This is a genomic window from Halosolutus gelatinilyticus (assembly GCF_023028105.1).
GTDB lineage: Archaea > Halobacteriota > Halobacteria > Halobacteriales > Natrialbaceae > Halosolutus > Halosolutus gelatinilyticus.
The window spans coordinates 3335899-3359669 of record NZ_CP095491.1; the positions used below are offsets into that span (position 1 = coordinate 3335899).

Consider the following 23771-nt stretch of genomic DNA (forward strand, 5'->3'; position numbering starts at 1 on the left):
AACTGGACCGATTCGACACCGATTTCTTTCGACGGCAGTTCACCAGCAGTTACTTCTCTCCCCCGTTCGATCGCACGGTCATGACGATCGCCGTCTACTTCGATCTCGACGGGACGCTCTGTTCGTACACCCGGCCGTTCGACGAGCAGTTCGCGGCGACCGTCGAACCGTACGGGACGCCGACGGACGACGCCTACGAGGTGTACGTCGATCGGCTGTTCGAGGCGCTCGGTAACTGCGAGTCCGATCCGTACCGCCGGGCGTTCGAGGCCGTCGCGGAGACGATCGATCTGGATGCGACGCCGGCGACGCTCGCGCGCGATCACTGCGAGACGGAACTCGACGCGACGGCCGTGCCGGCGGACGCGAAACTCGTGTTCGAACGCGTGGCGGAGACGAACCCGACGGGGATCCTGACGAACGGCGACGGCGCCCAACAGCGGGCGAAAATCGATCGACACGGCCTCGACGACCTGGTGGACGAGGTGATCGTCTCGAACGACGCCGGTGCGCGAAAGCCCGATCGGCGGATCTTCGACCTCGCGCGCGAGCGACTTCCGGCCGACGACCACGTCTACGTCGGCGACACGTACGAGGAGGATATCGTCGGCGCGCGATCGGCCGGCTTTCGGACGGTGTACGTGGCCGACGATCGGGGTGAAGACCCCGTCGAGACCGGCGCCGCTGACGCGGTCGCGTCGAGCGTCGACGACCTGCTCGATCCGAGCGCGCTCCCCGAGGCGATCCAGGAGCCGTTCGCGCCGTCGAACCCGAAGTAGAGATCCGCCTCGCGACCCGCACGACCTGCACCCTCGAGTTTAAACCACAGGCCGCGGCCAGAGGCAGCGATGGCCGCCGCATCCGCGTCGATCGAGGTCGTTGCCGAGCCGCGGCTGGCGCTCCAACTCCTGGCGTGGATCCTCGCGGGAACGGTCCTGGGGGGTTGCAGCGGGCTCGTTCCCGGCCTGCACGCGAACAACTTCGCCCTCCTGCTCGCGGGCGCGGCGCCGTCGGTTCCCGGCCCGCCGCTGTTCGTCGGTTGCGCGATGCTCGCCGCTGGCGTCGTCCACACGTTCCTCAACGCCGTCCCCGCGATGGCGCTCGGCGTGCCCGACGCGGAGATGGCTGTCACCGCGCTCCCCGGCCACCGGCTGGTGATCGAGGGCCGCGGCTACGAAGCCGTTCGCCTGTCGGCGGTGGGGAGCCTGCTGGCCGTCCTCGCGGCGATACCGCTGGCGATCCCCGTAACGTGGGCCATGACCGCGGCGTATCCGACGATCCGATCGTCCTTACCGCTCCTGCTGACGATGGTCGTCGTCGCGCTCGTCGCCGCGGAGCGATCGTGGCGCGCCCGCGTGGGCGGACTGCTCTCCTTCGCCCTCGCCGCCGGACTCGGTGCGCTCACGCTCGATCTCTCGCCCGACGCGCCGCTCGACGCCGGCGGGATGCTCGCGCCGCTGTTCGCCGGATTGTTCGGCGCGCCCGTCTTGCTCGACGCGATCCGTGGCGGCGGCATCCCGGTCCAGGACGGAGCGGCGATCGCGCTTCCCCGCCGTGCGGTCGTCGTCACGGCCGTCGCCGGCGCGTTCGCGGGAGCGATCGTCGGCTACATCCCGGGAATTTCCGCCGCGATCGCCGCGGTCGCGGTCCTCGTCGTCGTCCCCGCGGACGCCGGCGATCGGGGATATATCGTCGCGACGAGCGGCGTCGATACGGCTAACACGATCTTCGCCCTGTTCGCGCTGGTCGCGATCGGCCAGCCCCGGACGGGCGTGATGGTCGCCTTCGAGAGCGTGAACGCGCCGCTTAAACTCCCCGTGTTGCTCGCGGCCGTCGCGCTCGCGGGGCTGATCGGGTTCGTGCTCGTGTGCACGCTCGGGGACGCGTATCTGGAACTCGTCGGGCGGCTGTCGTACCGGAAGATTTCGGGTACCGTGCTGGGGCTGCTCGTCGTGCTCTCGTACCTGTTCACTGGCCCGCTCGGCGTGCTCGTCTTCGGCGCGGCGGCGGCGATCGGGATGGTTCCGGTTCGATTGCGTGCTCGCCGCGTCCACCTGATGGGGGTGTTGATCGGGCCGCTGCTGTTCGGTCGCTAACCCGATACAAAAGAGCGCTTCGCCCCGACTGCGCGTGCGAATATCACGCGAACTCTTTTGAGCGGATTCGGTGTAGAGGAAGGCGATCGTTTCAAATGGTTAACGCGACTATCGACGTTATCGACCGCGGCGGACTGGAGTGCGATCAGAACTACATGGTGGAGGGTCAGACGCTCGGGACGAAAGCGGAGCCGAACCCCGATCTCGACTACGAGGAGATCCCGGTCTGGAACCTCGTCATCGATCATCCGGAGGGGACGATCCTCTGGGACACCGGCTCGCACCACGACGCCCTCGACGGCCACTGGCCGGAGGCGCTGGCGCAGGCGTTCTATCCGCACGACGCCCACGAGCACCGACTCGACGACGACTTAGAGCGGGCGGGCTACGACCTCGACGACATCGACTACGTGTTCCAGACGCACTTGCACCTCGATCACGCCGGCGGCCTGGAGTTCTTCGACGGGACCGACGTCCCCGTCTTCGTCCACGAGAAGGAGATCAAGTACGCCTACTACAGCGCCAAGACGGAGAAGGGAAGCGGCGCGTACATCCTCGACGACTTCGATCACGGCCTGAACTGGCGAGTACTACACCGCGACTGCGAGCAGCACTTCGAGGATCTCGAGTTCGTCCGATTTCCCGGCCACACCCCGGGGCTGACGGGGACGGTGATCCACCTCGACGACGAGGGTACGATCGTCTTCACGGGCGATCAGGTGTACAAAGCCCCCAACTACGAGGACGAGGCGCCGCTCGGGGCGAACCTCCTCTGGGGTAAGACGGAGTGGCGCGAGAGCCTGCGCCGGATCAAGTCGATCGAACGCCGTCACGACGCGACGGTGGTGTACGGTCACGACGCGGGCCAGTTCGAGGAGATCCGGGACGGGTGGGGACGATGAGCTACGAGCGGTCGGTTTCCGCATCCGAACACGAACTCGAACCGGAGACCGTCTGGCACCTCCAGTTGCCCCAGCTCCGAGTGGGTCGCGACTCGGTCGAAGAGCTGGGATACCAGCTCGCGGATCTCGGGGTCGAAGACGGCGCCCGCGGCCTGCTCGTCACGGACGAGACGCTCGCCGACATCGGCCACGTCGATCGGGTGACCGATAACCTGGAGGACGCCGGCTACGACGTGACCGTCTGGGACGACGCCGAACGCGAGCCGTCGATCGAGAACGTCGACTCCTGTATCGAGTTCGTCCGCGAAACCGGGGACGGGGAGGGGTACGACTTCTACGTCGGCTTCGGCGGCGGCAGCTGTATCGACGTGGCCAAGACGACGCGCGCGGTGATCGCGAACGGCGGCGAGGTGCTCGATTACGTCGCGGAGCCGACCGGCGGCGGGGAGCCGCTGACCGAGTCCGGCCCGCCGCTCGTCCTCATGCCGACCACGGCCGGCACGGGCGCCGAGATCTCGCCCGTCGCGATCCTCTCGGTGGAGGAGAAGGACATTAAGGAAGGGATCTCGAGCAACCACATTCGGGCCGACGCGGCGGTCCTCGACCCGGCGTTCACCACGACGCTCCCGCCCGAGATGACGGCCAAGACGGCCATGGACGCCCTCGGACACGCCATCGAAGGCTACACGACCCACCGGTACGATGACCTCCTCAGGCCGACCGACCCGAGCGAACGACCGGTCTACGCCGGCCGCACGGGGCTCACCGAGATGTTCTCCGAGAGGGCTATTCGCCTGCTCTCGAACAACGTCCGGACGGCCACCCACAACGGTGACGATCTCGACGCTCGATCGGCGATGCTCAAGGGCGCGCTCTTCGGCGCGATCGCGGGTTTGACGGCCGGCGCAAGCCTCTGTCACGCGATGGCCTACCCGGTCGGGAACCGCTATCACACGTACCACGGGGAGACGATCGCGGTGCTGACGCCGGCGAGCACGCTCGGGTACAACGCCGCGAGCGATCCCGAACGATTCGTCGAGGTCGGCCGGATGCTCGGCGCGGACGTCGGCGGGAAGAGCTCCAGAGACGCCGCAGACGAAGTAAAGCGGGAGTACATCCGCCTCCAGCAGGACTTGAACGTGATCCCGAGCGGGCTGTACGACCTCGCCGGCATTACCGAGGAGGACGTCGACTGGCTCGCGACCCAGACCGTCGAGACCCAGCAGCGACTGCTCCGCTGCAATCCGCGTCCGGTGACGAAAGAAGACGTCGTGGACATCTTCCGGGACGCCCTGTACAACTGGGAGTGACCGTCGCGACGCGATCGATCGGTTCAGTCGCCGTTCCGGGAAGCGGCGACGACTCGGCGCACGCGGTCCTCCGAAACCGGATTCGTCGTCTCGCCGGCCGCTTTGAGCGCCGTGCCGACGATCGCGCCGTCCGCGCCGGCCGCGAAGCACTCGCCGATCGTTTCGGCGGTCACGCCGCTGCCGACGAACACGGGGGCCGATCGGTCGACGTTCGAGAGCGCGTCGGCGACCCGTTCGACGTCCTCGAGCACGGTTTCGTCGCCCGTGCCCGATCCGGAGACGATCACGCCGTCGGCCCGGCCGCGTTCGACGGTCTCGATCGCCGCCCGTTCGATATCGTCCGCGCCGATCGGGGCAGCGTGCTTGACGTGGACGTCGGCGAGGATCGCGACCGGCGCGTCGATCCGATCGCGGAGGCGAACGGTTTCGTGCGCTCGGCCCTCGATGAGGCCCTGGTCAGTCGCGGCCGCGCCGACGTGGACGTTCGCCCGCACGAACTCGGCGTCGGCCGCGGCGGCGATCGAGAGCGCCGCCGCCGCGTCGTTTCTGAGGACGTTGACCCCGACGGGGACGTCGACAGCGTCGGTCAGGTCGGTCGCGAGCGCCGTCAGCTCCGTCACGACGTGCGTCGGAACGTTGTCGGGGTAGAACGGCGCGTCGCCGAAGTTCTCGACGATGAGGCCGTCGACACCGCCGTCCACCAGCCGGCGGGCGTCTTCGAGCATCCGGGTGCGGACGGCGTCTCGATCGCCGTCCCACGCCGGCGCGCCCGGCAACGGCGGCAGGTGTACCATGCCGACGACCGGGCGATCGGCGTCGAACAGCGACTCGAGTCGAGGGATCGTGACCATACGCTCGCTGGGAACGCGATCGACATAGGCGTGTCCGGTTCCGATCGCCGGGTTCGATCCGGCCGTCGGAACGTCGTATTCGACCCAGCCGAGGCGCCGAGCCGGCAATCCCCTCCTCGTTCACGAACGTTTACCCGTCGCCGTCACAACCCCAGAGCGATGCCAGAGCTGCTCTCTCCGCTACCGCTTCGCGATCTCGAGGTGCCGAACCGCATCGCCGTCTCGCCGATGTGCCAGTACTCCTGCGATCGCGACGGCCTCGCGACGGAGTGGCACCGCGTCCACCTCGGCAGCCGCGCCGTCGGGGGCGCCGGAATCGTGATGACGGAGGCCACCGCGGTGAGCCCTCGCGGTCGGATCTCCGCTCACGACCTCGGTATCTGGAGCGACGAGCACGCGGCCGCGCTCGAACCGATCGCTGAGTTCGTTCGCGACCAGGGAGCGGTGCCGGCGATTCAACTCGCCCACGCAGGTCACAAGGCGAGCAAGACCCGGCCGTGGGAGGGGAACGTCCCCCTTCCTCCCGACGACGAGCGGGGCTGGGAAGTCCTCTCGCCGTCGCCCGACGCCTACCCGCCATTCGACGGCGATCGACCCGCGATGAAAAAAGCCGACGCGGACGATATCCAGGGCGTGATCGACCGCTACCGGGCGGCGGCCGAGCGATCACTCGACGCGGGCTTTCGGATCGCCGAGGTCCACGCGGCCCACGGTTACCTTCTCCACGAGTTCCTCTCGCCGGTGACGAACCGCCGCGAGGACGACCACGGCGGCAGCTTCGAGGACCGATCGCGGCTGGTCCGTGAGGTGACCGCGGCGGTTCGTGACGTCTGGCCCGACGACTGGCCCGTCTTCGTCCGCATCTCCGGCACCGACTGGCTCGACGATCGGGAGTCGTGGGATATCGAGGATTCGGCCCGGCTCGCGGGCGATCTCGCGGCGCTGGGCGCGGACCTGATCGACGTCAGTTCGGGCGGCGTCCACCCCGACCAGGCGCCGCCCGTCGGCCCGAACTACCAGGTGCCGCTCGCCGAAGAGATCCGCGATCGGACGGATGTCGCGGTCGGCGCCGTCGGCGGGATCACCGAACCCGAGCAGGCCGACGCGTTGATTCGCAACGGCCGGGCGGACCTCGTTCTCGTCGGACGGGAGTTCCTCCGCGATCCATACTTCGGGTTGCGCGCGAACGACACCCTCGACGGCGACGGCGAGTGGCCGATCCAGTACCGCCGTGCCGTTCGCTGATCGCGATCGATCGCCAGTAGTTTCGCTATGCGCCTACTCGTCGCGCCACTTGATCGAACAGCCCTGCGAGGGCTTCCACTCGAGATCGACTGACTCGCCGGCGAGCACGGACTCGATCGCCTCTCGGATATGGAACCGGGTCGGTTCGTCTTCGGGGTTCAGAGCGTCGTCGAGACGGCCCTGGTAGGCGAGCCGAAACTCCCCGTCGTCGTCTCGCGGCTCCGCCGGTCGACTATCCGCGGCGCGTGGCGCCGCGCTGTTCTCGAACAGGAAGGGGTCGGGCGTGCACACCGCGCCGTATTCCCTGGCGACGTCCTGGCTCTCGTCGCGCAGGTATGCGTCGTACTGGATCGTGCCGTCCTCGACGTACTCCCGCATCTTCTCGAACGAGTCGTCGGGGTACTCCTCGGCGTCGTTGGCGTTGATCCCGACGACCGCCACGTCGTCGTACTCCGCCGCGAGGTCGTTTAGCAGGTCGAACTTCGCCTTCGCGTACGGGCAGTGGTTACAGGTGAAAACCAGCAACAGCGCCTCGTTGTCGGCGAAGTGCTCGAGCGCGTACGTCTCGCCGTCGGTGCCCTCGAGCTCGAACTCGGGCGCCGCGTCGCCGGCGTCGAGTTCGGTCTCGGATTCTTGCAGGACCATATCTGACGCGTTCCGCGTCCGTTCCCGTAAGGACTCCGTTCTGCGCCCGGGCTTGCCGGGTTCGATCTGCCTACCTTCCCCGATCGACCCGCACCCGATCGCGAACCCGGTACCGACGGCCCACCTATTTGTACTCCTAGTAATATCGGTGTGGTATGAAGACGCTCGAGGTCACAGACGAACAGTACGCGTTCATCCAGCGCCTCCGCGAAGAGATCTCCGAGGAAGTGGTCGGCAAGTACGGCTTCGTCCGCGAACGGGACGCGGTCCAGTTCCTGATCGACAACCTCGCAGGGGACGTCGAGATCGACGGAGACGTCGACTCCTCGGCGACGGACGACGTCGCCGCATCCGTCGGGGCGGCGATCGACGGCGACGAGGCGACCGAACTCGAAGCGGTCTCGTACGTGGAATCGGACGAGGCGGACGACGATGATCCGGCCGACGAGATCGACGAGTCCGTCGACCCGAGCGACGACGGCGGTTCGGACGGCGATGATCCGGCCGACAGCGACGAGAGCGAAGCCGACGCGGGTGCTGCGGGGGCGGACGAAGACGATGGGAGCGAAGACGACGCGGACGGCGACGACGGCGCGGCGGACGACGACGACATGCTGAACGAGATGATGAGCCTGCTCGACACCCACGACGACAAGTGGGAGGAATCGTCCTCCGCCGACTATCGCTACAGCGTCACGCTGCCCGACGGATCGGTCGAGGAGGTCCAGACGAAAGACGACGTCCGGGCGCTGCTGTTCAAAAACTACCGGTGATCGATCGGTGTGCGAGGCCCTCGGCCGGTATCCCTACTCGTTTCGGGACTGCGGCCACCGGCTTTCGATGGTCGTCGACGGCTCGCGATCCAAGAGCCACAGGTCGTAGTACAATCGCTCCAGGTACGCCAGGGTTCGATCGACCGAGTACCGTTCGACGGCCGCCCTGGTGTCCCGATCGACGTCGAGACACGCGTCGATCGCGGCGGCCATCGCGTCGACGTCGCCGTACGCGAACCGCTCGCCGTTTCCGGGACCGATCGTCCGATCGAACGGCGGGACGTCCGCGGCGACGACGGGCGTCCCGCAGGCGTTCGCCTCGAGCGTCGACAGCCCAAGGGTATCCGCCGTCGACGCGGTGACGAAGACGTCGATCGAGGAGTAGAAGATCGGTAACTGCGATCGCGGACGGAAGTCCCGAAACCGAACGTTGTCGGGTGCGTTCCGTTCGAGGCGGTCGCGGCGCGGTCCCTCGCCGACGACGACGAAGTCGTACTCCGGACGAACGGCCGCGACGCGCAGGATCTCGTCGACGTTTTTCTCCATGCTGATGCGGCCGCTGTACCCGATCACCGTCCGATCGGGGTCGGGATACCAGTCCGCCTCGGTCGGCCGGAAGAACTCCATATCGATCCCGACCGGGAGCGGAACGTGGCGGACGTCGCGATCGATTCGGCTCGTCGAGGCGGTGACGACGTCGAAACTCCGCAGGAACGCGTTCTCCCACGGGAGGTACAGTCGTTCGAGAAGTGCCGCGATCGACTCGAGTTTGACGCTTTGTTGAACGTACTCCTCGAGGGGCGTGTGGTGGGTGTAGATCGCCGGAATATCGCGCTTGCGCGCGTAGTACCGGCCGAGGATGCCGACTGGCGCCGGACCGTGGCAGTGGACGACGTCGAGGTCGGGAAGTTTCGAGAGACGCGTCCCCAGCGGGATTCGGTAGCCGGGATAACACGGGTTCGGGAGCGACGGGACGGGGATTTCGCGGTCTCCGGGCTCGTAGTCCCCGTCCGGGTACACGACGAACACCTCGTGGCCCGCCCGTTCCAGCTCCTCCCGCCAGAGGTCGATCGTGTACGTGACGCCGTCGATCTCGGGGAAGTAACTGTCCGTGAAGAATCCGATCCGCATCAGGATCCCTCTTCGGTCGGCGCGTCATCGCGATCGGTCGGGTCCGAAGCGCACTCGACGGCTCGATCGCAATCTGTTCGCGCTCTCGGCGGGAACCCGGCGATCGGCCGCGTGGGCGTTCGGACGCGGACTACTCGACTTCCAGCCACGGAACTTCCATGAGCGGCGGAATAGGGGTCTCGACGTGGTGTTCCCAGACGCCGTTCTCCCCGAACGCTTCGCCGTGATCGGCGGTGACGACGATCGTGCCGTCGAGTTCCGGGAGCAAGTCGGCGACGGCGTCGAGGACGATGCGAAGGTTGTCCTCGTAGCGGTCCATGACGACCTCTCGGGTGCCGTTCTGGAGGATGTCGAGGGGATCGAGTTCGAGCCAGAGCCCCATCTTCTGCGCGAGTTCGATCCCTTCGAGGGTGCTCTCGAGCGCCGGCCTGATCGTTTCGGCGAGCGACGATATGGGGCCCCCGGCGGCGTCGGCTTCGCTCTGACTCAGAATTCCTTTCTGGATCTGCCTGAGTTTCCGGCCCGACCCGCGCGCGAGGTACGGCGCGTGCGGTTGCATGTAGTGAATGACCGTCCGATCGGTCCGGGCGACGAGGTCGCGGTGGACCCTGACGGACCGCGCGAGGCTGCCGGGCGGAACGGTACCGAGTTCGTCGCACCATCCACGATTCCATACGTCGATAACGTCTGTAAGGTGTTCGTTCGCAGTCCATTCGTAATCGCAACTGGCCCCCCACTTGAGTTCGTTCAGCGGAATACCGAGGTCGTTGATGAACGGATTCCCCGAGAAGTACGTAATGTCATGGGTCCCGGTAAATGTTCGTGACGCCCACTCGGGCGTCGACGACCCGGTGCTCCATCGCTTTTCTAACTTCCCGTCGAGGTAATCGTCGTATACGCCGTCGAACACGTCGTACCGGCACGCGTCCAGCACCACGCAATAGTCCCAGCTGGACTCGAGAAGGCGCTGGTTCTGCATCGGTCTCCTAACTATCGGGGCGATGCGCGTATTTTTATTGCCTCCTTACAGGGGTTCCAATCAGTGGGAACGACCCTGCCGATCGGCCGAGAGGGTCGTCACGGGAGCCCGATCGATGCGCACGGCGTTTCGGAACGGGGGTAAACCCGTCATTTCAACGTCGACCGCCGACGAGGCGGTTCGATAGCGAGCCGGCGTCGAGATACGGGCGCTCCTGACGGGTTGCGGATCGGTTCACAACGGTCGATAAACAGCGAGTTGTAACCCAAAACCGTCTCCGTGACCGACGACAACCAGACGGTTCAAGTCCAGGGACGGACTTACCTCGGGCATGAACGGTCGCCGCCGACGTGCGTTTCTCGTCGGCACCCTGGGAACGATCGTCGTCTTCGCGGTGCTGTTCACCCTCGTCGGAGCGCGCCGCGTCGTCCGCTCATTGCTGACGGCGGAGCCCTCGCTCGTGGCCGCAACGTTCGGTCTCGCGCTCTGTTGGCTAATCGCCTGGAGTCTCATGCTCCGTACCGTGATGCGGTCGCTGGAGATCGGCCTCTCCGTCCAAACGTCGTTTCTCGTCTACGCGGGCGCCGTCTTCGCGAACAACGTCACGCCGTTCGGGCAGGCCGGCGGCGAACCCATCGCGGCGGCGCTCATCTCGAAGGCGTCCGACGCCGAGTACGAAACCAGCCTCGTCGGAATCGCGAGCGTCGATATCTGTAACGTCGTCCCCTCAGTCTCGCTGGTCCTGGTCGGCGTCGGCGCCTACGCGGCGACCGCGACCGTCGGCGAGCGCATTCAGGATGCCGTTGGCCTTGCGATCGTCCTGGTCGGCGGGACCGGACTCGTCATCGGGTTCGCGTGGCGATACCGGGCGACGATCGTCGAGCGGGCACCGGCGATCGTCGCCTCGGTCGGCGGGTTTCTCGGCGGCGGCCGCCTCGATGGCGAGTCCCTCGAGGCGGAACTCGAGAAGCGACTGCACCGGATGTTCGAGGACGTCGACCGAGTCCGAACGGACAGGCGACGGCTCGCCGTCGTGATCGGCCTCTCGCTCGTCGGGTGGCTCTTTCAGGCGATCGCGCTGCTCGCGGCGTTCGCCGCGCTCGGCCACGGCGTTTCGATCGCCGTCGCCCTGTTCGTGGTTCCGCTCGGGTACGTCGCGGGATCCACCCCGTTACCCGGCGGACTCGGCGGGATCGAGGCCGCGCTCGTCGCGATGCTCGTGCCGGCGACCGGGATCGCCGCGCCCGCCGTCACCGCCGCCGTGCTCATTTTCAGGGGCGCGGTGTTCTGGATGCCGATCCTCGTCGGCGGCGGATCGATCGCGGCGCTCGGCGCCCGCGCCGTCACGTGAGCGGCGGCCCGTCCGTCGGAACCCGCGACGCTCGTCGCGACGTCGGGGTGGATCGCAAGAATTGTCACTCTGCGCGGCACAAAGACAACGTTTTTACTCGCGCTCGCGTTTCGCGTTGGTATGAGCGAACGCGAGGTGCTCGAGTTGCTTCGTGAGAACGCGCGCTACTCTACGGCGGATATCGCGCGAATGACCGATCTCGACGGGACCGAGGTCGAGGCAGTCATCGAGGAACTCGAAGCAGCAGGCGTGGTTCGCGGCTACCAGGCGGTCGTCGACTGGGACAAACTGGAAGACGAACGCGTCCGCGCCGAGGTGGAGCTCAACGTTCGTCTCGATCGCGAGACGGGCTACGGCGACATCGCGGAGCGCCTCGCACGGTTTCCGCAGGTCAAAGCCCTGCGCCTGGTCAGCGGCGACTACGACTTCGACATGGAAGTCGAGGGCGACTCCATTCGCGAGGTCTCCCAGTTCATCAGCGAGAAGGTCGCGCCCGTCCCCGAGATCACCCAGACGGTCACTCACTACGTGATGACCTCCTACAAGGAAAACGGGATCGAACTCGGCGACGGGGAGGACGACGATCGCCTCTCGGTCTCGCCATGACGATCGAGCTGTCAGACCGCGTCAAGACGGTTCCGCCGTCGGGCATCCGGCGGTTCTTCGAAATCGCCGAGGAGCGCGACGAGGTCATCTCGCTCGGCGTCGGCGAACCCGACTTCTCGACGCCGTGGGCCGCCCGCGACGCCGCGATCGCGTCCCTGGAGCAGGGCAAGACCTCCTACACCGCAAACCGCGGCACACGCGAACTCCGCGAGTCGATCGCCGACTACGTCGCCGACCGGTTCAACCTCGGCTACGACCCCGACGAGGAGATCATCGTCACCGCCGGCGCGAGCGAGGCGGTCGACCTCGCCTTTCGCGCGTTCGTCGATCCGGGCGACACGGTGGCGATCGCCCAGCCGTCGTACATCTCCTACGAACCCGGCGTGATCTTCGCCGGCGGCGAGGTCCTGCCCGTTCCGACCCGGAAGGAGGACGACTTCCGGCTCACCGCCGAGGCGCTCGACGCGGCCGGCGCCGCGGACGCCGACGCACTCGTCTGTTGTTACCCGAACAATCCGACGGGCGCGATCATGCGCAAGGAAGATCTCAAACCGATCGCCGACTTCGTCCGCGAGCACGACCTCACGGTGCTGTCGGACGAGATCTACGCCGAGTTGACCTACGACGTCGACGAGTCACACTCGTCTGCTCGGAAGACGAAGTCTTCCGTTGGCGACCACGCGTCGATCGCGACGTTCGACGGGATGCGCGAGCGGACGATCGTGTTCAACGGCTTCTCGAAGGCCCACGCGATGACCGGCCTCCGACTCGGCTACGCGCTCGGGCCCGCCGGCGCGATCGGGGCGATGAACAAGATCCACCAGTACACGATGCTGTCGGCGCCGACGACCGCCCAGCACGCCGCCCTGGAGGCGCTCGACTCCTGCGACGACGACGTCCGGGAGATGGTCGACCAGTACGATCGTCGCCGCCGGTTCGTCCTCTCGCGGTTCCGCGAGATCGGCATGGACGTGTTCGAGGCCCGGGGTGCGTTCTACTGCTTCCCCGAGGTGCCCGGGAACTTCACCGCGGAGGAGTTCGCCGAGGAGGTCCTCCGCGAACAGGGCGTCGCGGTCGTCCCGGGCGACGTCTTCGGCGCGGGCGGCGAGGGACACCTTCGGATCTCCTACGCGACGGGGCTCGACGACCTCCGCGAGGCGCTGAACCGAATCGAGGCGTTCGTCGACGAACACGTCTGAGACGGGACCTGCGTCGCGGCGGCCCGGACGGCGACGGACGGAGTCGTGACACGAGGTATCAGACCCCCGCAACGTACTTTTCGCTCCCGTTCCCCTCCACCGTATGGTCGAGTACCGTCCTGTTCCCGACGCAACGCAAGCGATCTTCCACGAGTACGTGGGCTACGCATTCAACCCGGAGGACGGTCCGCCAGAGTACGACCCGGACGACGTGCCGGACGTGATGAAACTCGGCGGCGCGCGGGGGCTGTACGGCGACGATGCGCCGCCTGACGCCGATCCGTTGTGCGTCTGCCGACACTACTGGTTCGACACCCAGGTCCGAGGGGCCGTCCACCCGACACCCGGGCTCTCGATGGTCGCGTCGCCGCCGGAGCACCGCCGCGACGGACACGTTCGGCGCATGCTCGCCGCTTCCCTGGAGGAGTACCGGGAGCGCGGCGCCCGGTTCTCGGTCCTGTGGCCGTTCCGATACCGATTCTACCGCCGGTACGGCTGGGACACCTGCAACCAGCGTGCGACCTACGAGTGCGACCCGGAGGCGTTGTCCTTCGCCGCGAACGCCATCGGCGACGCCGGCGCGTACCGGAAGATCGAAACGGACGACTACGAACGGCTCGTTCCGGTGTACGAGTCCCACGCCGCCGACTACGCGCTCTCGATCGATCGCGACGCGGACTGGTGGCGACACCGCATCTTCTTCGGCTGGGAGAAGGACCCGTTCGGTTACGCCTGGGAGCGCGACGACGAGGTGCGCGGCTACCTGCTCTACGACATCGACGGCGACTGGAGCGATCGAACGATGCGGGTCCGCGAACTGGCCTTCGTCGACCGGGAGGCGTACCTGGCGCTGCTGGCGTTTTGCTACAACCACGACTCGCAGGTCTCGACGGTGAAACTCGGCGCGCCGGCCGACTCGTCCCTGCTCGATCTCGCTCCCGATCCGGACGAGATCGATCGCGAGGTCGAAACCGGCCCGATGGTTCGGATCGTCGACGTCGCCGACGCCCTGGCGTCGCTCTCGTACCCCGAGATCGACGCACGCGTCACGATCGCCGTCGAGGACGAGTTCGTCGACTGGAACGACGGGGTGTTCGCCCTGGACGCGGCCGACGGCGCGGCGACCTGCCGGCGCGCGGACGCAGACCCCGACGCGCGGATCGACGTCGCCGCCCTCGCCCAGCTCGCGGTCGGCTACCGATCGGCGCCGGCCCTCGAGTGGGCCGGGCGGCTCGACGCCGACGCGGAGACGACGGCGGCGCTCGATCGGCTCTTCCCGGAGACGCCGGTCTACCTCCGGGACGGGTTCTGATCCCGACTCGACCCGCGTGACCCGGCCGATCGCGGAGTCGGCGTCCGTCCATCCGAACGTTCTTCGTGTCCGCTCACGCTGTCGTCCGTATGGTCGACTACCGTCCCATCCCGGACGAGCGGGACGTCTTTCACGAGTACCGGTACTACGCGTTCGCGCCGGAGACGGGAGTCCCGGCGTACGATCCCGAGGAACACGACACGCCGCGATCGACGCTCGGCGCCCGTCGCGGCCTGTACGAACGGGCCGGGGACGATCGGCCGCGCTGCGTCTGTCGCCACTACTGGCTCGAAGCGTCCGTTCGCGGGGAGCCACACGCCGCGGCCGGGTTGGCGTCCGTCGCGACGCCGCCCGAATACCGGCGCCGCGGATACGTGCGCCAGTTGCTCGCCCACTCGTTCGCGGAGTACCGCGACCACGGGATCCGGGTTTCGGTTCTCTGGCCGTTCAGGTACCGGTTCTACCGCCGGTACGGCTGGGACACCGCGAACTGGATCGTCACCCACGAGTGCGACCCCGACGTCCTGTCGTTCGCCGCCGACCGCCTCGGATCGCCGCGCGATCGAGGGCGGTTCCGCCCCGTCACGGGCGACGCGTACGAGGCGATCGAACCCGTCTACGAAGCTCACGCCGATCGGTACGCGCTCGCGCTCGAGCGCGACGCCGACTGGTGGCGCCACCGGGTTTTCGGCGGCCACGACGTCGATCCGTTCGTCTACGCGTACGAGCGCGACGGGGAGCCCCGCGGGTACGTCCGGTACGCGATCGACGACGGCGACGACGGGCCGATCATGGACGTAACCGAGCTGGCGTTCGTCGATCACGACGCGTTTCTCGCACTGCTGTCGTTCTGTGCCGACCACGACTCGCAGGTCGATCGCGTCCGGCTCCAACTGCCGGCATCGGTCCCGCTCCGGGCCGTCGCGTCGGACCCCGACGAGATCGAGACGACCGTCGAAACGGGGCCGATGGTCCGGCTCGTCGACGTCGAATCGACCCTCGCGGCGCTCTCCTATCCGGACGTCGACGAGACCGTCACGATCGGCGTCGAGGATCCGCTGGTCGGCTGGAACGAGGGGACGTACAGGCTGGCGGTGAGCGGCGGGACGGCGACCTGCGAGCGCGTCCCCGAAACGATCGACGCGGATGCCGCCGACGAGCCCGACGCGGCCCTCGACGTCGGCGCGCTCTCCCAACTCGCGGTCGGCACCCGCTCGGCACCCGATCTCCATCGGACGGGGCAACTCGACGTGTCGGGAGACGACGCCGTCGCGGCGATCGACGCGTGCTTCCCGGAGACGGACGTCTACCTCGGGGAATTCTTCTGAACGGGCGGACGAGCCACGCGGGCGCCGAGCGCGGACGCAGCCTTCGGCCGCCCGACGTCACACGACGTTCCGCTCAGTGCGGGCGACGCCCGACTCGAACCGATCGCTCGAGAGCGGGTCGATGTCGACCAGCGAGGCCGAACCGTCGACGACGAGTTCGGCGACGATCCGGCCGGTCGCCGGCGCGTGCTGGAAGCCGTGTCCGGAGAAGCCGGCCGCTGTGATGAATCCGGGAACCGTCTCCTCGACGATCGCGTTGTCGTCCGGCGTCACGGCGTACAGCCCCGCCCAGCCGCGTTTGATCCGCGACTCGGGGCCGAAGTAGGTCGCCCACTCCGCGGCGGTTCCGACGACCTCGGCGGCCCAGTCGAACGCCATCGATTTCTCGTAGGCGTCGGGGTCGCGGTCCGGATCAGCGTCCCCGAGGTGGCCGCCGACCAGCGCCGCGGCGTCCTGGTCCGGTCGGAAGTAGGTGCCCGTCCCGAGGTCGATCGTCAGCGGATCCGTCTCCGGAACCGGCGTCTCGGGGTCGACGACGGCGATCTGGCGGCGCTTGGGTGCGATCGGCAAGGATATATCGGCCATCGCGGCGACCTCCCGGGCCCACGGGCCGGCGGCGTTGACGACGAGCTCGGCATCGATCCGTCCGTCGGGCGTTTCGACGCCGGTCACCGGCCGATCGTGGTCGGACCCGGCGTCCGAGCCGGAACCGGCGCCGTCCTCGCGGAGCACGTCCGTGACCGGCGTCTTCGTCCGCACGTCGACGCCCGCGTCGGCCGCCGCCCGCGCGTAGGCCTGCAACGCGAGGTGTGGATCGGCGAAGCCGTCCGTCGGAGAGTACGTCGCCGCGACGAACTTCTCGGGGTCGATCCCCGGACAGCGCTCCCGCGCCATCTCCGGATCGAGCACCTCGCTCGGCACCCCGCGATCGTTCTGCATCGCAACCGTCTCCTCGAACGCCGCGGCGGTCTCCGCGGTTCGCGCCAGAAAGAGATAGCCGTTGCGCCGGTAGTCGATGTCGATCCCGAACCGGTCCTCGAACGCGTCCCAGACGCGCATGCTCTCGCGGGACAGCTCGACATTCACCGGCGTCGAGAACTGCGCACGGATGCCGCCGACCGCGCGATCGGTGCTTCCGCCGCCGATCGACCCCTTCTCGCAGACGATCACGTCCGCGCCGCGACCGGCCAGCGCGTACGCGCTCGAGAGGCCGACGATGCCACCGCCGACGACGACGACGTTCATGTGAAACGTTTTCACACAACGCGGGATAAGCGTACCTCCCGTTTCGCGTTCGCCGATCGGCTCGCGCGGTCTCGGTACCGAACCGATCGAGAACGCCACGAAGGCCCCCTTTCACCCACCTGTGCCGGCTTCGGGATGCCTGCGGGCGGACTGATCGGGTCAGGGGCTTTCGTGGTGGGAATGATTCCTTCGATACCGATCGCGAATCTCGTCTACTCGGTCGATCGGAACCGATCGGGCGAAAGCCGATCGCGAACCTCGGAATCGACGCTTCCATCGATCGTCTTCCGGACGACGTCCGCGACGGCCGGGGCGATCGTGATGCCCTGGCCGGTCATCCCGCAGGCGACGACGAAGCCCTCGACGCTCGTCTCGCCGACGATCGGCTGGCCGTCGGGCGTGACGGTTCGGAGGCCGACCCACTCGTCGACGATCGACGCGTCGGCCAGTGCCGGCACGACGGCGTCCATCTCGATCGCGGACTCGCGAAAGCCCTCCGGGATCGAGATCTCGGCGGGGTCGTACAGTCCGCCGGCCTCGTACGCGGTTCGATACTCGCCGATCCAGGCCCGCCGATCGCCGGCGGGGCGGACGTAGCGCTCGGATTCGAGGATCGTCACCGGGATCTCGATCGGAGCCGGGGCCTCGAGTTCCGCCATCGGCCCGAGCGTGTGACGAAGCGGGAGCGAGACGCCGGCCAGGTCGTTCAACCGCGGCGCCCACGGCCCGGTCGCGTTGACGACGACGTCCGCCTCGACGGTCCCGCCGTCGGTGACGATCCCCGTTACGGAGCCGTCGTCCGTGCGCACGTCGACGACCGCCTCGCCCGTTCGCACGTCGACGCCGCCGCGAGCCGCGCAGTCGGCGAACCACTCGGCGATCGCGGTCGGCTCGCAGAGTTCGTCCTCGGGGGTGTGGAGGGCGCCGACGGATCCGTCGGAATCGAGGCCGAGGTCGGGAAGGACTTCCGGCGGGACGAACGACGCCTCGACGCCGTGTTCGCGGAGCGTCGCCGCCGACGCTTCGAGTCGATCGGCGAACGACGCCGTCTCCGCGACGTAGAGGGTTCCGACGCGGGTCGTCTCGATCGATTCTCGCTCGAACAGCCGCCGGTACACCGATCGCGCGCGGGTCCGAAAGCGGCACCCGAACGCGTCCGGGTCGACCGCGGTTCGCATCACGATCCCCGCGGAGGCGGCCGTCGTCTCGCCGCCGATCGCGTCCCGCTCTAAGAGCGTCACGTCGCGGTCGGTCGCGGCGAGGCGAGCGGCGATCGCCGTCCCGACGATACCACCACCGACGATAACGGTGGACATACGACTCGATACCACGGCGGACCCTATACATCCTCCCCCGCGACCGCGCCGACCGAGCCGCCAGACGACGGCACACTCGCCGTTCGCAGGCATAGCGTCTGACGCACACTGAAGTGGACCGGACTCGACGGTCGCGTAACGTGCGCGTGTGGGGGTCCGTGTCCGATCGGTGCGAGGGGCGACGCGCGGCTGGCGACCGGCCATCGCGCCGGCCGTCGGCCACGAGACTGAAATACCGGGTTCGAGAACAACTTGTACACCTGTTACCAGCAATGATCTGCACGGGAGCGGGGCCGCACTGTCGCGATCGACGCGGCGGGCCGAGCCGACGAACGGGGAGCGGAGGTGGACCGTCGTGAGCGGCCGGTCGGTTCCGATCGTCGACCGCGTCACCGACGCCTTCTTCGCGCTCGACACGGACTTTCGGTTCACCTACCTCAACGACCGAGCCGAGACGCTTCTCGAGCGATCGCGCGACGACCTGATCGGGCGGGTCATGTGGGACGAATTCCCGGACACCGTCGAGACCCAGTTTCCCGACGGGTTCCACCGAGCGATGGACGAGCAGGTATCAGTCTCGTTCGACATCTACCACGCGCACTTAGAGACTTGGTTCGAAACGCGGGCGTACCCCTCAGAAGGCGGGCTCTCGGTGTACATGCGCGACGTCACCGAGCGAAAACGCCAGGAGACGACGCTGGCCCAGCACGCCGCCGTCGTCGAAGCGACCCGCGACGGCGTCGTCACCCTCGACCGCAACCGCCGGATCGTGACCGTCAACGCCGCCCTCGAGTCGCTACTCGGCGTCGATCGACGGGAGCTGATCGGCGAGCACGTCGAGATCGTGCCCGAGCTGGCCGCGATCGACGACGCGGAGACGCTCGAACTCGGCCGGGCGATCACCGACGTCGACCTCGGCAACGCCGGTCGGCGACACCTCGACGTCGCGTTCACCGACGCGGACGGAACCGATCGAATGGGCGAGCTCCGGGTCGTTCCGATCCACGACGACACGGCGACCGTCGCGGTCGTGATCCGCGACGTCACCGACCAGCACGAGTACGAGCGCGTCGTCACCTCGCTCCACGAGGTCACGCGGTGGCTCCTCGACTCGGACGATCCCGAAGAGATCTGCGCGATCGCCGTCCACGCGGGCAGCGACCTGCTCGACTTTCCGATCAGCGGCGTCTGGTTGCTCGACGACGAGCGCGGCTACCTCGAGCCGGTTGCCGGCACCGCCGGCGCCCACGAGAAGTTCGGCGGGCTCCCTCGATTCTACGCGGGCGAAGGCCTCATTTGGGACGTCTTCGAGTCCGGCGAGGTCGAGCGGTTCGACGACCTCCGGGCCGTCGACGATCTCTACAATCCGGAGACGCCGATCCGCTCCGAGATCATCGCGCCGATCGGAACCCACGGCGTCCTGATGACCGGCGCGTTCGAACCCGATCAGTTCGACGAGACCGACGGCGACCTGCTCTCGACGCTCGTCGAAAACACCCGGGCCGCGCTCGACCGCGCCGATCGCGAGCGGGTGCTCCGCCGCCGATCGGCGGACCTCGAGCGCCAGACCGAACGGCTGGAATCGATCGCTGAGATCCTCTCGAGCGACCTGAAGCGGCAACTCGAGGCCGTTTCCGAGGCCCTCGACGCGGACGGCGCAGATTCCGAGTGGGAGTTTCCACTGGCGGAAGATACCGTCGACGCGACCCTCGACAGGGCCGAACAGCTCGTCGACGACGTCCGCGAGTTCGCCCGAAACGCGTCCGACGTCAGGACCCGGAGCCGGCTCGACCTCGAATCGGCGATCGAGTCGGCGATCGGCGCGTCCCGGCTCGACGACGATTGCGTCGTCCTCGAGCGGCGGGCGACGCTCAGAGCCGACGCCGAGCGGTTCCACCGCCTCCTCGAGACCGCATTCGACAACATCGCGGCGCGCGCCGACGACGACGTGACGGTCCAGATCGGCGTCGTCGGTTTCGAAACCGACGGGTCACGGGGCTTCTTTCTGCTGGACGACGCCACAGAGATTCCGCCCACCGCCCACGAGCGGGTTCTCGATCCCGCAACCGACGACGACACCGCCATCGACGGACTCGGACTGGCGCTCGTGCGGGCCATCGCCGAAGCGCACGACTGGCGGATCTCGATCGATAACGGCCAACACGGCGGCACGCGGATCGAGATCAGAGACGTAACGACCCTCGAACTGGCGGAATCAACGCCGTCCGCGTAGCCGACGCCGGCGCGGTCCGATCGACGCGTCGAACCGTCCGCGCGACCCGGCAACTCACCGGCGCGGGCGTCGAACCGCCTGCAGTGTTCGCCGCGCCGGCTCCGTTATCCGTCGAGAAGCGTTTCGCGCGTGATGTCCTGACAGAGCCGTCGGTACCCGTCCCGTTCGAGGAGCTCTTCCATCGTGTCCGTCACTTGCGCCCTGAGCACCGCCAGTCGATCCTCGAGCCGTGCGTACTCCTGGCTCGACTTGCGTTCGGCGTCGGTCTTCTCGCCGTCGAGCAGCGCCTTCTTCGACGCGAGCGCGAAGAACTCCAGCAACTGTTCGTCGTACGCCGATCGGAGCAACAGTTGTTCGATAATCGCGTAGAGCTCGTCCTTCGAGACCGGTTTGACGAGATAATCGTCGAACCCCATCCCGACGATGTCGAAGTCGGGTTCGACCGCCGTCACCATCGCGACGCGACAGTCGAGGGCCCGGTCGCGGATGGCGTCGAGGACGGTATCGCCGGAGAGCCCCGGCATCCGTCGATCGAGCAGGACGACATCGATCTCCCCGTCGATGGCTGCGAGCGCCTCGGTACCGTCGTACGCCGTCTCCACGTCGTACTCCTCGTCGAGCCACGCCGCGTACAGGGTCGCGAGACCCGGCTCGTCTTCGACGATCAAAACGGACGAGTGGGCGGCAACCATCGAATGTGTCCTCCGAACGTACAGTTCGTTGGCTTCGAGGAACCGAGAGTATATCAAAATACCGGGCGAGTCCCGATCGATATCGTCGATTCGAGGGACGAACGGGGCGAACGAGCGCGACCCGACGGGCGCGGTACCGGTGGACCGCCGACGTCGCCCGAGAGCCGTCACTCCAGTTCGCGTTCGATCGTCGCGCGGAGGTCGCGGATCGTAGCCGCGTCGATCTCGATCATCCGGCCGTCGCCGAGGTCGATCGCGAGCGCGCCGTCGGCCGTCGCCGAGCCGAGTTCGCGGACCGGCGCGACGCCGTCGAACGCCTCGCGGACCGCTCCGGGCGATTCCGTCTGGACGAGCGCGCGACCCGGCTGTTCGTGGAACAGCGCCGCCGCCGGGTCGTCGCCCGGAACGGTTACGTCCAGGCCGGCGTCCTCGGTGACCATCTCTGCGAGCGCGACCGCGAGGCCGCCGTGGCTGACGTCGTGGACCGCGAGCGTCGCGTCGTCGTTCGCGACCGCGGCCAGCGTCTCGACGAGGGCCGCGGGTTCGGAGGGGAGCGCGGGGAACCGATCGCTGCCGTCGAAGCGCGCGAGGTACTCCGACCCGCCCAGTCGGCGGTCGCCGGTCTCGAGACCGACGTCGCCGACGAGCAGGAGCGTTCCCTCCCCGGCCGCCTCCAGCGGCGGAGCGTCGTAGCCGTCTTTCGTCCCGACCATCGCCAGCGTCGGCGTCGGCGGGATGGGGCCCGCGACGGAGTCGTTGTACAGCGAGACGTTCCCGCCGACGACCGGCGTCGACAGCGTCTCGCACATGTCCGCGAGGCCGTCGACGATCCCCGTGAACCCGCCGTAGACGTCGGGCTTTTCGGGGTTGCCGCCGTTCAGACAGTCGACCGCGGCCAGCGGCGTCGCGCCCTTGGCCGCGATGTTCGTCGCGTTCTCCAGCGCGATCGCCCGCGCGCCCTCGTATGGCGCGGTCGAGGTCCAGTTGGGCGCGGCGCCCGAGGAGATGGTGAGTCCCTGCTCGGCTTCCCTGATGGCGATTATCGCCGCATCGTCCCCCGGCCCGACGCTCGTTCGCACGCCGACCTCGTGGTCGTACTGGCGGTACACCCACCGCTTCGAGGCCGTGTTGGGGCTCGAGACGATCGCTTCGAACGCCTCCTCGAGATCGACCTCCGGGAGGTCAGTCGCTGGCTGTTCGGGTCCCACCCTCTCGAGGTCGTTCATCGGCGCGCCTTCGCCGAGGAAGTGCGCGTCGACGTCGACCACGGGTTCGCCTTCGAAAGTGCAAACGTAATTCCCGTCCGTGACCTCGCCGATGACCGAACAGCCGAGGTCGAACCGCTCGGCGATCTCGCGGACGCGATCGACGTCGTCGGGTTCGACCTCGTAGCACATCCGTTCCTGGGATTCGGCGAGCAGGATTTCCAGCGGCGACATGTTGGGTTCGCGCTGGTGGACCCGATCGAGCTCGATGCGCGCGCCGAGACCGCCCTTTGCGACCAGTTCGCTGGACGCGCCGCCGAGACCGGCGGCCCCGAGGTCGCGGGCCGACTGGATCAGTCCCTCGTCGACGAGCACCTCGTTGGCCTCGATGAGAAGTTTTTCTGCGTAGGGGTCGCCGACCTGAACCGCGGGCCGGTCTTCGGTCTCGGCGTCCTCCGCGAGGTCCTCGCTGGCGAAACTGGCGCCGCCGAGCCCGTCGCGGCCGGTGGCGTTGCCGACGAGCACGAGCTTGTTGCCGGGCTCCTGGGCTTCGGCGGTGACGAGTCGCTCCTCGTTCGTCAGCCCGACGCAGGCGACGTTGACCAGCGGGTTGCCCTCGTAGTCGGGGTGGAAGTCGACGCTGCCCGCCACCGTCGGGACGCCGATGCAGTTGCCGTAGTGGCTGATCCCCTCGACGACGCCCTCGAAGAGGTACTTCGAGTGCTCGCGGTCGAACTCGCCGAAGTACAGCGAGTCGGCGAGCGCGATCGGGTAGGCTCCCATCGAGAGCGTGTCCCGAACGATGCCGCCGACGCCCGTCGCGGCGCCGTCGAACGGATCGACGTAGGAGGGATGGTTGTGGCTCTCGATACCCATCGTGATGTACGTCGCGCTCTCTTCGTTGTCCTCGCCCGGCAGCGCGACGACCGCGGCGTCGTCGCCCGGCCCGACGACGACCTGGTCGCCCTCGCTCTCGAACGCCGACAGCAGGGGTCGCGAGGAGCGGTACGCGCAGTGTTCGCTCCAGAGGTTCTCGAACAGCGTCGCCTCCGCCGGAGTGGGCTCTCGCCCCAACTCCTCGACGACGAGTTCGCGGTCCGAATCGGCAAGACTCATTCACCTAAGTGGTGAAAGCCGGGCGGTAAAGGGGTTTCTATGTGCACGTTCGTGTATTAGTCGACTGCGTTAATCGAGTCCCGCTTCGCGCTGGAAACGTCCGTTTGTGGAGGCGATCGCTCATCGTTACTGCCTCCACAATACGGTCCCGCGATCGTCGATCGCGGCTCGGCTGCCGATACGACGTGAAGCCGCTGGCACCCGCCCACGATCGGGGCGCTTTTGATCAGCCGCAC

The 23771-nt window shown here is 67.8% G+C and carries 20 protein-coding genes; 12 read left to right on the top strand and 8 right to left on the bottom strand.

Translation table 11 applies throughout. From position 1 onward, the window contains the following. Window positions 1–80 precede the first annotated feature (80 nt). The 4 genes from MUH00_RS16385 (at window position 81) to MUH00_RS16400 (ending at window position 4308) form a co-directional block, all read left to right on the top strand. Window positions 81–779: an HAD family hydrolase gene (locus tag MUH00_RS16385; protein ID WP_247000404.1), complete on the top strand. Its 699-nt coding sequence runs from the start codon at window positions 81–83 to the stop codon at window positions 777–779. Between the two features lie 69 nt (window positions 780–848). After that, a complete protein-coding gene (locus MUH00_RS16390; protein ID WP_247000406.1) occupies window positions 849–2096 on the top strand; it encodes a tripartite tricarboxylate transporter permease in 1248 nt (415 codons plus the stop codon). Window positions 2097–2191: 95 nt separating this feature from the next. Then, complete coding sequence (locus MUH00_RS16395; protein ID WP_247000408.1) at window positions 2192–2998, top strand: N-acyl homoserine lactonase family protein; 807 nt, start codon at window positions 2192–2194, stop codon at window positions 2996–2998. Further along, window positions 2995–4308, top strand: coding sequence for a hydroxyacid-oxoacid transhydrogenase (locus MUH00_RS16400; RefSeq protein ID WP_247000410.1), 1314 nt, complete (start codon window positions 2995–2997; stop codon window positions 4306–4308). The genes MUH00_RS16395 and MUH00_RS16400 overlap by 4 nt, the downstream gene beginning before the upstream one ends. Window positions 4309–4331: 23 nt before the next feature. Here the strand turns inward: MUH00_RS16400 and MUH00_RS16405 are convergent, their stop codons facing one another. Then, a complete protein-coding gene (locus MUH00_RS16405) occupies window positions 4332–5159 on the bottom strand; it encodes a BtpA/SgcQ family protein (RefSeq protein WP_247000412.1) in 828 nt (275 codons plus the stop codon). A gap of 159 nt (window positions 5160–5318) precedes the next feature. Here MUH00_RS16405 and MUH00_RS16410 point away from each other — a divergent pair, with 159 nt between their 5' ends. After that, window positions 5319–6404, top strand: a complete 1086-nt coding sequence (locus tag MUH00_RS16410; RefSeq protein WP_247000414.1) for an NADH:flavin oxidoreductase/NADH oxidase — start codon at window positions 5319–5321, stop codon at window positions 6402–6404. Window positions 6405–6437: 33 nt separating this feature from the next. Here MUH00_RS16410 and MUH00_RS16415 read toward each other — a convergent pair whose 3' ends face one another. Then, the gene (locus tag MUH00_RS16415; RefSeq protein WP_247000415.1) at window positions 6438–7049 is read right to left on the bottom strand and encodes a thioredoxin family protein; all 612 of its coding nucleotides are present in this window, start codon (window positions 7047–7049) and stop codon (window positions 6438–6440) included. Window positions 7050–7204: 155 nt separating this feature from the next. Between MUH00_RS16415 and MUH00_RS16420 the strand changes: the two genes are divergently transcribed. Then, window positions 7205–7822 carry a hypothetical protein gene (locus MUH00_RS16420; protein ID WP_247000417.1) on the top strand — a complete coding sequence of 206 codons (618 nt, stop codon included), beginning with the start codon at window positions 7205–7207 and terminating at the stop codon, window positions 7820–7822. Between the two features lie 33 nt (window positions 7823–7855). Here MUH00_RS16420 and MUH00_RS16425 read toward each other — a convergent pair whose 3' ends face one another. Continuing rightward, window positions 7856–8953 carry a glycosyltransferase gene (locus MUH00_RS16425; RefSeq protein WP_247000420.1) on the bottom strand — a complete coding sequence of 366 codons (1098 nt, stop codon included), beginning with the start codon at window positions 8951–8953 and terminating at the stop codon, window positions 7856–7858. Between the two features lie 130 nt (window positions 8954–9083). Further along, window positions 9084–9932 (bottom strand): hypothetical protein, encoded by an 849-nt coding sequence (locus MUH00_RS16430; RefSeq protein ID WP_247000422.1) that lies wholly within the window; start codon window positions 9930–9932, stop codon window positions 9084–9086. Between the two features lie 331 nt (window positions 9933–10263). Here MUH00_RS16430 and MUH00_RS16435 point away from each other — a divergent pair, with 331 nt between their 5' ends. From MUH00_RS16435 to MUH00_RS16455, 5 genes are all read left to right on the top strand, one after another. Then, a complete protein-coding gene (locus MUH00_RS16435) occupies window positions 10264–11283 on the top strand; it encodes a lysylphosphatidylglycerol synthase transmembrane domain-containing protein (RefSeq protein ID WP_247000424.1) in 1020 nt (339 codons plus the stop codon). A gap of 120 nt (window positions 11284–11403) precedes the next feature. After that, on the top strand, window positions 11404–11889 hold the full coding sequence (locus MUH00_RS16440) for an Lrp/AsnC family transcriptional regulator (protein WP_247000426.1): 486 nt from the start codon (window positions 11404–11406) through the stop codon (window positions 11887–11889). Beyond that, window positions 11886–13088, top strand: a complete 1203-nt coding sequence (locus MUH00_RS16445) for a pyridoxal phosphate-dependent aminotransferase (protein ID WP_247000427.1) — start codon at window positions 11886–11888, stop codon at window positions 13086–13088. Before MUH00_RS16440 ends, MUH00_RS16445 begins: the two co-directional genes overlap by 4 nt. Before the next feature lie 103 nt (window positions 13089–13191). After that, the gene (locus MUH00_RS16450; RefSeq protein WP_247000429.1) at window positions 13192–14400 is read left to right on the top strand and encodes a GNAT family N-acetyltransferase; all 1209 of its coding nucleotides are present in this window, start codon (window positions 13192–13194) and stop codon (window positions 14398–14400) included. A gap of 89 nt (window positions 14401–14489) precedes the next feature. Next, on the top strand, window positions 14490–15728 hold the full coding sequence (locus MUH00_RS16455) for a GNAT family N-acetyltransferase (RefSeq protein ID WP_247000431.1): 1239 nt from the start codon (window positions 14490–14492) through the stop codon (window positions 15726–15728). A gap of 57 nt (window positions 15729–15785) precedes the next feature. Here MUH00_RS16455 and MUH00_RS16460 read toward each other — a convergent pair whose 3' ends face one another. Continuing rightward, on the bottom strand, window positions 15786–16973 hold the full coding sequence (locus tag MUH00_RS16460; protein ID WP_247000433.1) for an NAD(P)/FAD-dependent oxidoreductase: 1188 nt from the start codon (window positions 16971–16973) through the stop codon (window positions 15786–15788). A 212-nt stretch (window positions 16974–17185) separates the two neighbouring features. Then, a complete protein-coding gene (locus MUH00_RS16465; protein ID WP_247000435.1) occupies window positions 17186–18289 on the bottom strand; it encodes an NAD(P)/FAD-dependent oxidoreductase in 1104 nt (367 codons plus the stop codon). A 355-nt stretch (window positions 18290–18644) separates the two neighbouring features. Between MUH00_RS16465 and MUH00_RS16470 the strand changes: the two genes are divergently transcribed. Continuing rightward, window positions 18645–20522, top strand: a complete 1878-nt coding sequence (locus MUH00_RS16470; RefSeq protein WP_247000437.1) for a PAS domain-containing protein — start codon at window positions 18645–18647, stop codon at window positions 20520–20522. Window positions 20523–20626: 104 nt separating this feature from the next. On the opposite strand, the gene MUH00_RS16475 is transcribed toward MUH00_RS16470, so the two are convergent. Together MUH00_RS16475 and purL are read right to left on the bottom strand one after the other, a co-directional pair. Next, complete coding sequence (locus tag MUH00_RS16475; protein ID WP_247000439.1) at window positions 20627–21214, bottom strand: response regulator transcription factor; 588 nt, start codon at window positions 21212–21214, stop codon at window positions 20627–20629. Window positions 21215–21381: 167 nt separating this feature from the next. Beyond that, window positions 21382–23535 carry a phosphoribosylformylglycinamidine synthase subunit PurL gene (gene purL / locus MUH00_RS16480; protein ID WP_247000442.1) on the bottom strand — a complete coding sequence of 718 codons (2154 nt, stop codon included), beginning with the start codon at window positions 23533–23535 and terminating at the stop codon, window positions 21382–21384. Window positions 23536–23771 lie beyond the last annotated feature (236 nt).